13 protein-coding genes are annotated in these 13,194 nt (G+C 69.4%); 7 read left to right on the top strand and 6 right to left on the bottom strand.

Going from position 1 to position 13,194, the window contains the following annotated elements; all coding sequences use genetic code 11:
- Positions 1 to 207: 207 nt before the first annotated feature.
- The 4 genes from OG764_RS40965 to OG764_RS40950 form a co-directional block, all read right to left on the bottom strand.
- Positions 208 to 1,290: a DUF6744 family protein gene (locus tag OG764_RS40965; RefSeq protein ID WP_328973977.1), complete on the bottom strand. Its 1,083-nt coding sequence runs from the start codon at positions 1,288 to 1,290 to the stop codon at positions 208 to 210.
- 63 nt (positions 1,291 to 1,353) lie between these two features.
- Positions 1,354 to 2,991 carry a VWA domain-containing protein gene (locus OG764_RS40960; protein WP_328973976.1) on the bottom strand — a complete coding sequence of 546 codons (1,638 nt, stop codon included), beginning with the start codon at positions 2,989 to 2,991 and terminating at the stop codon, positions 1,354 to 1,356.
- Positions 2,992 to 3,008: 17 nt separating this feature from the next.
- Entirely contained in the window at positions 3,009 to 4,214 is a 1,206-nt protein-coding gene (locus OG764_RS40955; protein WP_328973975.1) for an AAA family ATPase, read from the bottom strand.
- Positions 4,215 to 4,353: 139 nt separating this feature from the next.
- The gene (locus OG764_RS40950; RefSeq protein WP_328973974.1) at positions 4,354 to 4,935 is read right to left on the bottom strand and encodes a hypothetical protein; all 582 of its coding nucleotides are present in this window, start codon (positions 4,933 to 4,935) and stop codon (positions 4,354 to 4,356) included.
- A gap of 99 nt (positions 4,936 to 5,034) precedes the next feature.
- Here OG764_RS40950 and OG764_RS40945 point away from each other — a divergent pair, with 99 nt between their 5' ends.
- The 7 genes from OG764_RS40945 to OG764_RS40915 all read left to right on the top strand — a co-directional run bounded on the left by OG764_RS40945 (position 5,035) and on the right by OG764_RS40915 (position 12,005).
- Entirely contained in the window at positions 5,035 to 6,582 is a 1,548-nt protein-coding gene (locus OG764_RS40945) for a hypothetical protein (RefSeq protein WP_266449110.1), read from the top strand.
- Positions 6,583 to 6,690: 108 nt separating this feature from the next.
- The gene (locus OG764_RS40940; RefSeq protein ID WP_266449112.1) at positions 6,691 to 7,164 is read left to right on the top strand and encodes a hypothetical protein; all 474 of its coding nucleotides are present in this window, start codon (positions 6,691 to 6,693) and stop codon (positions 7,162 to 7,164) included.
- 113 nt (positions 7,165 to 7,277) lie between these two features.
- The gene (locus OG764_RS40935; RefSeq protein ID WP_266449114.1) at positions 7,278 to 8,075 is read left to right on the top strand and encodes a hypothetical protein; all 798 of its coding nucleotides are present in this window, start codon (positions 7,278 to 7,280) and stop codon (positions 8,073 to 8,075) included.
- A 264-nt stretch (positions 8,076 to 8,339) separates the two neighbouring features.
- Positions 8,340 to 8,846: a hypothetical protein gene (locus OG764_RS40930; RefSeq protein WP_266448770.1), complete on the top strand. Its 507-nt coding sequence runs from the start codon at positions 8,340 to 8,342 to the stop codon at positions 8,844 to 8,846.
- Positions 8,847 to 9,299: 453 nt separating this feature from the next.
- Entirely contained in the window at positions 9,300 to 9,986 is a 687-nt protein-coding gene (locus OG764_RS40925) for a hypothetical protein (RefSeq protein ID WP_328973973.1), read from the top strand.
- Positions 9,983 to 10,600, top strand: a complete 618-nt coding sequence (locus OG764_RS40920) for a hypothetical protein (protein WP_266448775.1) — start codon at positions 9,983 to 9,985, stop codon at positions 10,598 to 10,600. Before OG764_RS40925 ends, OG764_RS40920 begins: the two co-directional genes overlap by 4 nt.
- 508 nt (positions 10,601 to 11,108) lie before the next feature.
- Positions 11,109 to 12,005 (top strand): hypothetical protein, encoded by an 897-nt coding sequence (locus tag OG764_RS40915; RefSeq protein WP_328973972.1) that lies wholly within the window; start codon positions 11,109 to 11,111, stop codon positions 12,003 to 12,005.
- Positions 12,006 to 12,109: 104 nt separating this feature from the next.
- Here the strand turns inward: OG764_RS40915 and OG764_RS40910 are convergent, their stop codons facing one another.
- Both OG764_RS40910 and OG764_RS40905 read right to left on the bottom strand, forming a co-directional pair.
- Positions 12,110 to 12,502 (bottom strand): MarR family transcriptional regulator, encoded by a 393-nt coding sequence (locus tag OG764_RS40910; RefSeq protein ID WP_266448779.1) that lies wholly within the window; start codon positions 12,500 to 12,502, stop codon positions 12,110 to 12,112.
- A complete protein-coding gene (locus OG764_RS40905; protein WP_266448781.1) occupies positions 12,499 to 13,050 on the bottom strand; it encodes a winged helix-turn-helix domain-containing protein in 552 nt (183 codons plus the stop codon). Before OG764_RS40905 ends, OG764_RS40910 begins: the two co-directional genes overlap by 4 nt.
- Positions 13,051 to 13,194: the final 144 nt, after the last annotated feature.

Raw genomic sequence — 13,194 nt, 5'->3', positions numbered from 1 at the left:
CGACCGATCAAGGCTATCGGACAAACCAGGCGGGGGAGGGCGGGTCTCTCGGCTGCGCCGGCGTCCCGTCCGGACGCCCTTCTGCCAGCACCTCGCGACACCTAGAGCTGGGGGACCGCAGTGACCTTGACGCGGTTCCTCAGCTCGCTACTGACCGATCTAACGACCGAGGCGGCTCCTGGAGGCAGCGCTCCGGCAGGCCCCGACTTACTCGTCGTCACTCCCCGCGGTGGCCAGGAGGCCGCCGAGCTGGACCTTGACGAGCTGGAGAGCGGCCCGGGTGTCATCCAGAGAGTTGGACAGCAGCTCGGAGTGTTCATTGGTTGCCTGCTGGACAGCCGTGAACCGTTCGTAGAGCTTGGCCGCGTCGTCGTGCCGGTTGCTGTGCTGCGCGGCAGCGATGTCACGAGCAAGCTGGTCGAGTTCGTCCTTCGCCTTGGTCGTGAAGGCGTTGATGATCATCTCTCTCATCTCGTCTTGGTCCGGAAGAGGGACGGCGACGAGGTGGCTGCCCTGCCCGAATCGGCCGACAAGATCACGCAGCGTCCTGAGAGTCTGTGCGTGCTGTCGGTGGACGAAGTACACGCCACCGGTAGGCCGGACACGGATGGCACTGAGGTGCTCGACGTACCGTCTGACGACCGAGCGCAGTTTGTCGCTGGTCAGGTAGGTGCAACGGTGCCGGTAGCTGTCCTGGAGGGCTTCGAGCATTCGGTGCACGGTGGTCTGCTCTGCTTCGGGCAGCTTGGCGATGGCAGCGTGGTTGGGTTCGACTGTCAGGGTGCCGGCGCCTTCGGCGCTTCCCTCCGAGTTGTCGCGGTGGAAGGTACACACACCGATCCGGGTGTCGTACTTGAGGTTTGACCGTTCCTCGTCTCTGACCTCCCGCACGACGTGGCGCACGATGTGCCCACCGTCACGGCGTACGGGCCGCACCATCAGGGTGGCAGTCGCCTCCAGTTCCTTGCGACGGCGGCGCCCGCTACGGCTGGCCGGGCCAGTCGCGGCAGGGTCGTCCAGGGGGTACGTGACGCGGACACCGTCGGGGCCGGTGACCCGCTCGAAGGCATCGACGTTGCGCAAGGGCGGGGGGACGAGATCCTCGTCCAGGTCGAGCTCGCGGAACCACCGGGCGAGGTCGTCACGCGTTACATGGCCGTCGAAGACGGAGTAGAGGACCATGTGCCCGAGCAGGAGCGTCTCGTCGCTCATGGACTCGTTGTAGGAGTCGAAGACGGCGTCGCCGGTCTTCACTTCGGGGCGCTGCGGCGGTACGGACTGCGTGGACATGGAGGCTCCAACGAAAACGGACGTTTTGGATACAGCAGGGGGCTGACCCCTCATGGGCGGCCGTCAGATGACGCGGAAGATGTCGGCTACGGCGCGCGGGTCGGTGAGGTCGTTGAGGTTGCGGAGGTTGTCGCTCAGCGCCTCCAGGACGGAGCCACGATGGGTGGCCGAGCCGTGGCCGATGGCGATGCCGAACGTGCGGTACCCCAGGCGGTGCTTGGTGTCGTTCCACTGGTGCATCCAGTCCTCGCTGACTTCGCACTCGCCGTCGGTGATCAGCACGATGTCTCCGCGTGGGCGGCCCTCCGTGTTGAACTCCCTCTCCAGAACTTCGGCGGCCGCCGACAGCGGCGCCTCGAAGTCCGTGCCGCCGGCGAAGAAGTGCTCGGCGAAGTCGATGACGCGGCTGATGGGGGCGGGCTGGGAGGCGGGGAAGGCGTGCACGCTGACCTGGTCTGCTGAGGAGAACAGGATGCCGACGAAGTCCCGTTTTGCCTGCCGTGCCTGGTCGAGCAGCGCCAGGGCGCATGCCTTGGCCCATGCCTCCGCCGTGATCCCGTCCGACGAGCTGCCGCCCGGCGGGGTCGCCATGGAGAAGGAGCAGTCCACGCAGGCGATGATCGCTCCCCGTCCCGTGGGTTGCTCGCCGCGGCTGTCGTAGAGCATCAGCCGGGACTCCGCGAACTTCGCGGCGAATACGGCCCGCAGCGCTGGAACACCGAGCTGCGCGATCTCGGAGGGGACTACCCGGCCCAGATCGTCGCCCAGGGTGATCCCGACCAGTTCACCAGGCGCGTGTTCGACCTTGCGGGCCCGCTCTCCTGTGGCCATCTGCCGGAACCGGCCGATCAGTTCGGCGAACTGACCGAGCCGCCCGTTGCGCAGCCGTTCAGCGAGCTCTGCGCGCTGTTCGAACGACATGCGCTCCAGTTGGCCCGGCTCGACCCCCCAGGCCCTCATCAGGGCAGCTTCCTCACGGGCAGCTTCGGCGGCCTCAGCAAGCGCCCGGCGAGCGGCCGCGCGGATGGCTGGAGTGACCGCGGCGAGAGCCTGACCGACCGCTTCCTCCGCCCGCTGTGCCTCTTCATCGGCGGTCTCGGCGTGGTCGACTGCCTGGTGAACGGCGCTGGCCTGAGCTTCCGGGACGGTGCCCTCATCGTCGGCGGCATCAGCAGCCCGCTGGAACGTCGTGCCCACAGTCCGGGCAGCCTCTTCGGCCTCGGCTCGGGCAGCCTTTGCCTGCTGCGCCTGTTCGTCGGCGCGGCGGGACTGCTCCAGCATTCGGCGCAGAGCGGCGGCCTGGGCCAGGACGGCCATCGCTGCGGCGTAAGGGTCGCCGGCGGTCTCGCGGTGCAGCTCCTCGAACTCTGGGCTGGTGACCATCGACGTGACGACCTGGTGGTTCACGAGCCGGGACGGGTCCATCTCGTTCCGCCCGCGTACCTGCGGGGTGACCTTGTAGGCGGCCAGGAAAACGTCGCCCAACAGGTCGGTGGTGTGGTCGTACTTCTCGTTCAGCTCCTCAGCCAGCTCTGCCAGACGGGGTGACTGACCGTATGTCTCGCGCCAGGCCATGGTGTCGAATCGGTCGGCGACCACCGCGGCGGTCGCCTTCGGTACTGGTGGCGTGTCACCTCCCAGTCCCAGCCACTTGCCGGCCCGGCTCGCCAGGTCTTTCAGCTTGCTCAGGGACTTGGCCACGCTCGGGCCTTTCCCCCTCACAGCTCTGCCTGGACCATGGACGCATCGACACCCAGCGCCTCAGTCAGCACGCGAGCGTGGACGGCTCGCTGGCGGGCGATCACCCGCTCGATCGACGTTGCCGACCGGCCGTTCGCCAGCGCCTCCGTGCGCAGCTTCGCCAGCTTCTTGGCGGCCTTGGCGAGCTTGGTGTTGGCTTCCCTGATCGCCCAGTCCGACAGGGCTTCGCGGGATTGGCCAGCCTTCGAGTCCAGCTGTGCCTCCAGTTCCTCGATGGCGTCGGCCAGGTCGAGCGCCTCTCGCGCGTCTGGGTTCACCATCTGGAGCACTTCGCGTTCGACGGTTGGGCGCTGGGCGGGGGAGTCCCAAAGCACGTGGGTGAGCACCGCGAGGTCGATCTCACCGACGGCCGTACGGCCGTCCAGGAAGGCAGAGGCCTGAAGCAGCCGGACGGACTGACGCCAGCGGCGGTCCGAGGCGATCAGCTCCTGGCGCCGCAGCGCGGCACGCAGGGCGCACACGGCGTCCACGATCACGTCCGGGACGTCCACGGCCGGCACGGCGGTGGAGACGGCGTACTGGAGCTCCTCCAGGGCGATGGTCGTCCGCGTCCGCTGGGCTGGAACCGTGACGGCGGAGCGGACGAGGGCGGCGAAGTTGCTCGGGTCCGCGAGATAGCCGACCTCCATCCGCACCAGCAGCCGGTCGTAGATGGCGGCGCTGTCCTCCCCGGTCGGCAGTTCGTTGGACGCCGTGATGGCACTGATCAGCGGACAGACGACCGGGGAGCCGCCGTTCTCGGGGTGGTACAGCCGCTCATTGAGGAACCCCAGCGTCTCGTTCAGTGCCGCGGTGGAGCACTTGAAGATCTCGTCGATGAAGGCGATGTCGGCGGTAGTGGCCCGGCCGTCGAAGATCTGTCGGTACTCGCCGCGGCTGAGCGCGGCCACGTCGATCGGACCGAACATGCGCGTCGGCACGGTGAACTTCGACAGGAGGATTTCCCAGAGACTGGCGCCCTGGATCCGGCTGGTCAGCTCTCTGGCCAGCTCGGACTTCGCTGTCCCGGGAGGCCCCAGGACCAGTGAGTGTTGACGAGCCAGCATGGCGACGATCAACGTCCGTACGACGTCCTCGCGCTCGAAAAAGTGCTCTGAGAGCTCGTCAGTGATCGCACGCAACCGCTTCGCTGTCGCGGCTCCGTTGTCAGCCTCTACTACCATCGTGACTCCTCGACTAAGACTCCCGGCCGCAAGGCCAGCCCCTGGGAACCGTAGCGGTCCCAAGAAGCTAAAACGGCCGTTTTTGGTTCGCTGCTACGGACGAAAATTGGTGCGAGGAGAGTGCCACGCCCACGGCGGTTCAGCGGCAGCCGTAAGAGTCGAGGAGTTCGCGGGAGGTCGCGTCCGCCGGAGTCAGGGGGCGGATGCGGCTCTTGTCGAAGTGCAGGCGAAGTACCTTCGTCGAGGTGGTCCGGGCCGAGCCGTCCACCGTGCCGGGCCAGACCTCCATGGGGCGGCCGTCCTCGCCCGCAGTTATCGTGATGGCCGACGCCCACCGCTCCCCGTACGGCGTCGCGGCCAGGCACGCTCCTGGGCCGCCGAGTTCGTCGGTGTAGCGCTGCCATGCGGTTTTCCAGACCTGCGAGGCGATGGCGTTTGTGCCCCAGACCATCGTGGCCCCGATCACCAGAGCGGCCACCGTCGTGCGGACCGTCAGCCGGCGGCGGTCGAAGCCCATCAGCCGGAACGCCCACCACCCGGCGGCCAGGCCGAGTATCCCGGCGGCCATGACCAGGAACATGGTCCAGCCCAGCTGGTCGAACAGCAGGCCCGCCTTCGCGGTGACGACGAGGGCCGCAGCCGTGGCGGCGGTCGTGCAGACCGACGCCAGCAGCGGCAGGGCACTGTCCCGCGTTCCGCTCCGGTCCACCGGGTGCGTCATCGTTCCCCCTGTTGCTGTGCTGGCGGTAGGCAGGATTTCACAGGCCTCCGACAGTCGGGGACGCTTCCGGCGCCCGCCACCCTTGGGATACTGGCGAGCATGTCCGGCATCACCGACCGCCCGAGTCCTGCCCCGACCGCGCAGGACGTCGCTCTCGCCGAGCGTCTCGTCGCACTCGCCGGAGAGGCCCTGTCCGGGCCGACCGAGCAGGTCGCCGACCAGCTCCGCGCCCATACCGCGCACATCGCCCTGTTGGACCGCCAGGCGCCCGTTGTCTCGGCGGTGCTGAGCATGTGTCGGGCGGCGGCCGAACGCTGGCAGGCCAGCGGCTTCGGGCACTTCAGTGTCGCGCGGCACATGCCGTCGGTGGCCCCGGCCCTCTCCAGCCTGCTCCAGGCCGCGGTCGACGGCGACGCCGACGCGCAGCTCCACGAGCGGGTACGGCGCGCGTGCGCCGCCTCCGCCGAGGACGCACACAAGCTGATCGCGATCGGCGCCGGTGTGCACGCGCTGCTCGAAGCAGGGCCCAGCCGCTTTCCCGCCGCGGCCGCCACCGCGCCGATCGACCCGCGGCGCCTGCCCGACCTGCGCGCCCGGCTGATCAGCGCGCAGCAGGGCAAGCCCGCCGTCAACCGCCTCGCCCTCGCGCTGTTCGAGAACACCGGCACCCTCGTGCCGTTCCTGAACTCTGCCGACGACGCCGCCCGGGTGATGCTCGCCCAGGAGAACGACCGGCTCGCCAAGGCCCGGCTGTACCACGTGGACGAGGAGATGACCGAGGCCGCCATCCGCAAGGCGGAGCGCGGCCGCAAGGGGCCGCTGGCCCCGCACCGGGTGCCCGCCCGCCGCGGGTTCATCGCCTTCGGCAAGCCCCTCGTGCGGACCGTCCCGGAGGACGAGGAGCGGCCGGCGGACGTCGTCGCGGTGTCCTGGGGGCCGTGGGCCGCCGACTTCGCGCACGCCCCCGGGCACCTGCGGCCGACGCCGGTCACGGGGCCGCGTCAGCCGTTCTGGCGCTGGTTCGGACCCGACGGCAGCGTGCGACACATCGAGGCCTTCGACGGCCGGGAACGGCCGGCATGGTGGCTGACCTTCTGGACCCGCCCCACCCACGCCGTCCCCGGCGTGCCACCGCTGATGGCGGACAACGAGACCACGATCGGCGCCACCGAGACCCCGGGCCCGATGCGCATCGGCACCACCGACGAGATCAGCCACGTCGTCTACGCGTGCTGGGACTTCATCACCCAGGAGCAGGTCACCAAGAGGCCGATCACCCAGCAGCGCGTCCAGCCGCGCAAGCCGACCGACCTGCGCCGCGACCGGCGCAAGGGCGTCGAGGACGACTCTGCCGTCCACCTCGTCACGCTCCGGGGCCGCCGCCCCCAGCCCAGCGGGTCGGCCCCGGCCGCCCCCGCGCCGAGCGGGCGCACGCTGGACTACCGCCAGGTGATCGCGGAATACGACCGCTCGCACTGCATGAACCCGCACCTGCACCGGGACGACCCCGACAAGGAGCTCCACTACCACGAGGAGATCACCGTGATCGAGCACGTGCGTGGTCCCGACGGCGCCCCGATGCGCCCGACTAAGGAGTCCCGCACCGTGCACCAGCTCACGGCCGAAGTGGCCACCGACGCCGGGTAGGCCAGCACGCCAGAGCTTTCGCCGACGCCTCAGGATCACTGAGGACCGCGATGGCCGGATTGGCGCGAAGCACACCAAGGCTGATGAGAGGGGCCATACGCTCGCCGTGTGTCTATGTACGAGGGCGTCCCACCAGAGCGGCAGGAGCAGTTCGATCAGTTCATGGTGGCCTACGCCAACAGTGGGACCGTCATGAACGCCGTGTTCGACTGGGTGGGGGAGATGCCACTGCGCGACGACCTCCACGAGCGGGAGATCATTGCGCCCTCGCACGAGTGGCTGAGCCAGCGCACGGGCCTGACCGACGGGATGCTGGCCACGGGGCTGCTCGCCCTCTTTGCCACAGGTGGCATCGTTCCTCACCGCGAGCGCGACGATGTGTGGGTTCTCTCGGGAGAAGGAGAGATGGACCCCGAGGCTGGCCGCGAACGAATGTTCCAGGTGCTCGACATCATCACCAGGTCAGGGCACCACGTCAGCTTCCAGGGCCTCCCTGGCCACCACGCTGAAAAGAACCCGCCCCTCGCGCCGACGCCCCTCAAGCCCTGGCAAAGGCTGCTGCGACGACGGCGCCGCACGTGACACGCCTCAGCGGACGCGGGTGACGCTCAGTACGGCGTGCCGTCCCGGCCAGCCAGCACCGCCGGTTCGCTGCTTGTCAGGCTGGGCCTGACAGACAGGCGTAGCGTGGGGACATGGCAAATAAGAAGCCCGGGAAGCCCCGGCTGTCACCCCGTGACGAGGCGGTGGTGGCCGTCGCCGAGTCCGCCCGCATCGTCGCCGAACTCGCACGGGGCTTGGTGCCCGCGGTGTATGAGGAGCGCCGCCATGATCCGGTGTGCTACATGCGCGATGTCCTGACGATTCGCGACAAGTTCCTGGCCCCCCTGCTCGTGCGCGCGGTGATCGCCAGCCGCGAGTGCGGAGCGACCTGGGAACAGATCGGCGAGGCCGCCGGGATGACGCGCCAGTCGGCGCACGAGAAGTGGGCGCCGGACGAGGCGGCATGGGCGGCAAGCGGGCGGCGGGGGCACAGCCGGGGTGAACCCGTGGACGCGTTGCGGAACGCGGCCGGGTTGGACGAGTGGTACGCCCGCGGTCGCGACGGCAGTGACGGCATCGTCACTGGCCCGCGCGGGGTACGCGCAGTCACCGACGGCCTGGACGCCACGGACCGACCACAGCGGGACTGGGAGGAGGACCGGCCCGAGCGTCCGGCGACCGTGGCCGCGATGCGCGCCGCGCTCGCCCACTACAGCGACCACGAGTGGGGCGACCGGCCGCTGCGGTACCTGCTCGCGTACCCGCCGGTGGACCTTCTGGCCGACGCGATGGAGTGGGGGTGGTCGGATCCGCGCGTACGCGAACACCTCGTCGACGCCCTCGCCCGGCACCTGACGCACGGGCGGTACGGGTGGCCCACCGACGGGGACGACGCCTCCCGCGACCTGGTACTCACGGAGATGATCGCGGGCGACCGCAGGTACCCCTGACCGAGCCGCTGCACGGAGGTCATCGGCTGAGCTTGTGTAGGCGGCCTGGCCGAGGCCGGCGGCGGTCAGGTCCTGCTCGTGGCGCGGGGCCGGGGCGAGTGCGACCCTATTTCGGTCGAAGTAAGAGGCCGCTGCTCCAGCGGATCATCCGGCACGCCCGACGAAGAGACGTGGGTCACACACGCACTGCCCAATGCTGGGCGGTACGGGAGCCGTACCGCCGCCATCATCGGGGCACCGCGCTCTCTCGGAAGGATCTTCCTGATGCCTGTGCTGCGCCAGATCACTACGTGCCGCGAGCCTGCCACCTTTGTCGTCGAGCGCCGGAGCGGGCGTCGGGGCCGGCCACTGGAGTACCAGCTGGGGACGTGTGCGCGTCATCGTTGGCTGGCGGACGGCTGGGCCGGGCGACGCACTGTCACGCGGGAACCGGACGGCCGCTGCGGCACGGTGCTGGACTACCGGAGCTTCGACGCGGTGGTGCGCTCTCACGTCGAGGAATGGATCCGGCCCCTGACGGCTGAGGGGCCCGAAGACCACGGCGGCGACGTCGCGGCCGCGCTGCGCGCTGCTCATGACCGGCTGTGGGGTGCGGCTGTCGTATCCCGGACGCGGCCCCAGGAGGATGGCGTGCGGGCAGCCCTTGACCAGGCCGCTCGCGCGGCTGAAGCGGCGCGAGCGGGGGCGCTGGACGAAGAAGCCAGCCGGGCGCAGGTGCTCATGGCTCTGAGCGTTGCCGAGACTCTTGACGCCCTTGGCCGGGGCGCGTAGCCCGGGCGGCAAGCGGAGCAGATCGCGGCGGAGCTCTACCCGGACCTGGCCACCCTTGCCCGGCTGGAGGTGGCCGTCCAGGAGCCGGTCTACCCGCAGGAGCTGTACCGGGCGCTGGGACAGCCGAATACGGCCGTCGAGTGACCTATGGGCACACAGAGGCCGCAGAGGGTCGCGTGAGGGCCTTTCCGGCGCCGTGGCGCGGAATCCGGCCTTAAGGGCGTGCGGGGCGGTCTGAGGGTGCGGCACGGGCTTCCAGGGCCGTTTCTGGTCCGGTTGTCAAGAGCCGACCTGCGCGTACGTGACGCTCTTGTGTTCTGACCGCCGCGCGGAGCGCGTCCTTTTCAGTCGTCCACCGGGGTGAGGTGCCAGCGGCGGGTCAAGGGGTGTGGGGGACATGCGGGCCGACAAGTTCTCTTGTCGCTTCAGCTAGTGACAAGTAAACTTGTCGGCATGGAACCCACCTTGGATGACCCCAACTTCTGGATCGCGATGATGACCCTGCGGGACCCGGCCTACCGGGAGCCCACCGACGACGAACTCCTCCAGCTCGAAGACGACGTGGCGGATGCCGCGCACGATCTCGCCCGCGCGATCTCGACCCGGGAGTTGGCCTACCGCGCGGGCGGCCAGGACGTGCCGGCCGGTGTCGTGGCCTCGCCTGACTGGGGGCTGGCATACCTGTGTGCGCTGCACGAGATCGACGGCATCGTCAAACGGCTCGCCGACCGCTACGCCCGCACCGCCGGCGCGACCGGCGCGACCTACGCCCACCTCGGGGCCGCCTGGGGCGGAATCACCAGGCAGGCCGCCCGGCTGCGCTGGCCCGGCGCCGTCCGCAAGCCCACCGACCTCGCCGACGGCGCCGAGCCGTTCGAACTGCGGCTCGCCGGAGGAGTCGCCACGATCATCCAACTCCCCGACGAGCACGGGTTCGTCTGGGAGGCCACCGGTGCCGACGGCACCAGCGGCCAGGGCGAGGAGCCATACGGCAGCCGGACCGAGGCCGCCGCCTACGCCGGGGCCTTCCTCGCCCGGCATGCAAACGCGTACGACCACGATGCAGCGCATGCCGGGTGCATCCAGCCCCACCGCGACACTCACGGCGAGTACGTCGACTGCGACGGGAGGCAGCTGTGACGAGGGAGTACAACGCCTACGAGGTCGTGCAGGCAACCGTCGGGGCGGCGGCCATCTCCCGGAGGCTGCGCAAGGTCCGCGACCGATCAGAGAAGGTCGGGTTCGGCCGGGCGTGGAAGGCGTCTCCGCGTACGACGGGATTCCGCGCCACTCAGTCGCACCCGTTCCTGGTCGAGGTGTGGTGGAGGGCGGCTGCTGATGAGGACTCGTCGGTCGCCGAGGAGGCGTACACGGCGATGACCAAGGACCTGGAGGACGAGTACGACGTCGCTCGCCATCCCGGCCCTGGCCTCCACGAGGGTGCTTTGCTGGTCACCCGGAAACGGGAGCCCACCGAGGCCGAGTGGGCGGTGCTGGAGAAGGTTGCGCCACACCCGGTGGACTGCGAACGGGACGGAGCTGCCGACGGCATCCCTGCCGACGCCGCCAGCCCCTTGGTCCGGTCCGGTCTGCTGACCCGGATCACTTACCCGCTCGTGCGCCGTCACGTGTACGACCCGCACGCGGGATTCATGCTCGCGCTCAGCACCGACGGCCAGAAGCTGCTGGAGGCCCGCATCAAGCATGAGCGATGGCTGCGCGAGGCGCGAAGCCTCGGCTTCGCCGTCAAGTAGACAGTCACGAGAACAGGCGCCCCGAACCAATGCAGATGGCTCGGGGCGCCTTCGACTGTACCCACCTGACGCCACCTTGAGGTGTCCAAGATGGCAAGCATGGATGCGGCTCTTGTTCTTCTGGTCGCCGCGCGGAGCGCGTCCTTCTTACTGGTCCACCGGGGGTGAGGTGCCGGCGGCGGGTCGGGGTGTGTGGGGGGCATGCAGTGCGGGCGGGCCGGGCGGGGCCTGCCCGGCCACGACGATGCGCGAGCGGGCGGGGCGGCGGAAGCGGGGCCCCGCCCGGTTCGCCCGCCCGTTCTTCGCGCGCCTCGGGCGCGCGTCCTTCCCACCCTGTACTTATCGGAACAGACCGAGGACCTGTACCCATCACTTCCTGTGGCTGATGTCCGTGGGAATGTGCGGGGCGCGGGGCGGGACGGCGCGGCGCGCGGCCAGTGGGGGCTGAGGTAGCTGGTCTGTTCCGATAAGTACAAGTGGGGTCAACGACCGCCTACACTGCGTGCCCATGGCGACCTCCCACGACGGCCCCGACCCGTACCGGATCCTCGACAACTGGCTGGCCGGCGCCTGGACCCGCGCCGACGGCCAGGAGGTCACCGGCCACGCTTGGTCGGACGACGCCGACTACCGCTACCGGGACATCGTCGCCTCCTGGCTCGCCCACATCGGCCGCCAGGTCTGGAACTACCACCCCCGCCAGATCACCCACTGGTCCCAGACCCTGCGCACCAAGGACGGCACCCGCCCCCTCGGCCAGGCCGCCCGCACCCGCGCCGTCTCCGTCATCCGCTCCTACTACCGCCACTGCGACGAAGACCTCGGCCGCGGCGGATACAACCTCCCACCCCGCCGCGTCCTGGCCGGCCCCGCTCCGCAAAAGCCCGCCCGGCACCTCGAACCCGCCCAGGGCGTCGCCCTCATGTCGGCCGCCGACCGCTACCGAGGCCTCATGCCCGAACGCGCCCGCCTCGCCGTCTACCTCCTGCTGTCCAACCTCCGCCCCGGCCAGGTCGTCCGCTTCCACGTCTCCGGCATCCGCCGCGAACACGACCGCGTCATGGGCGCCATCCCCCAGAAGAACAACACCGACTCCGCCACCGTCTGGACCGAGCTCCCCCGCCCCGTCGTCTGGGCCCTCGACGAATACCTCCCCGTCCGCACCTGGAAAGAGCCCCACTCCAACGCCAGCACCGGCCCACTCCTGCTCTCCCGCAACGGCCGCGCGATCGACCGCGTCAACACCCTCAAGGACATCGTCCGCGCCGTCGCCGCCACCCACCCCGACCTCGAAGAGATCGCCCCCACCCTCTCGCCCGACGCCGTCGCCCACACCCTCTCCCCCTTCGGCCCGCCGGCCACAGCCCCGGGCAAGCCCGACGACCCGGCGCGGCGTACGCCGTAGCCGTCACCCGTGACGCTGCTCACGACCACCACCAGCCCTGGGAAAAGACGAGTGGCCTGCCCCGACAACGGTCGGGGCAGGCCACCAAGGTCACACGCTTCGGGCTACCCCTCGTCGACGTCTGCGTGACGGACAGGAAGGTGGCTGACGGTCGCGAGCGGCTGGTCCTCTTCCTGGGCCTTCTTCTCGGCGAGCTCGAAGACCTTCGGGCCCGCCATGTAGAAGTTGACCACCCCGATCGAGTAGGCCGTCGCCAGCCAGCCCTCTGCGGAGAGCTTCTTAACGCCCTTGGACACGGTCCCCTCAGTGACGCCGAGGGCGGCCGCGATGTCGCGGGCTGTCTCGCGCAGCGTGTTCCCCAGAGGAACAGAGGTCAGGACGTACTGAAGGATCCGGTAGTGGGAGCCTGCGTACCCGGCAGTCCCGAGGAGGACCTCCCTACCGAGGTCTGGCGTGTACGCCAGTGCATCATTCGTCTGCTCAACAGGCACGGTCATGAAGCTTTGGCCTCCTTATGTGCCGTCGCTGCCTGCTTCCTGGCCCGAGTCGGCGCCTTCGCCTTCTCCGGAGCAGGCACAACCGGGAAGCGAGCATCCTTCACTGCTTCCACTTGCGCGACCGCAGGGCCGTCAAACGCCGCCCGCGGGTTGATGCGGTAGAACTTGATCCTGGCGATCTGCTCAGCCATCAGAAGAAGTCCTCCGGTGTTGAGCTTGCCCACGCTCTTGCTGACCTTCGGCTGGCTCACGCCGAGCTTGCCGGAGATCTCCTTGAAGGTCATCCGCAGCGGCTCGGTCCCTTCGGGGGAGTGCGCGATGTAGAAGCCCAGGATGTCACGGTCGTTCTGGTCGTAACCAGAGTCCTTGTCCCAAACCTTCTGCATCAGGGCCTTAGCCAGGTTTGCGTGACGACCCGGGTTGGGGTTCCAGTCGTAGCGGACGGATTGCTTCTTCTTCTGCGCGTCGTCCTCGCCGAAGATCTCCAGCTGAACGACGTGGCCCGTCGCCATGTCCACGGCTTGCCGGGACCGGCTGTGCGGTGACATACCCCTCCTCACCTCGCCACTTTCCTATAGGCAAGCTCAATGTCGGCAACCCTACCGTCGGCTTGCCTATAGGCAAGCACCCCGGGGGTCGGCACGCCGGAAAGTTCAGCAGTCGCCCACGACGGTCGACTTGCCTATAGGAAA

It is taken from the genome of Streptomyces sp. NBC_00239 (genome assembly GCF_036194065.1).
Classification (GTDB): Bacteria; Actinomycetota; Actinomycetes; order Streptomycetales; family Streptomycetaceae; genus Streptomyces.
The sequence above is the reverse complement of the archived record's forward strand: the minus strand, read 5'-3'. Positions and strand labels throughout refer to the sequence as shown.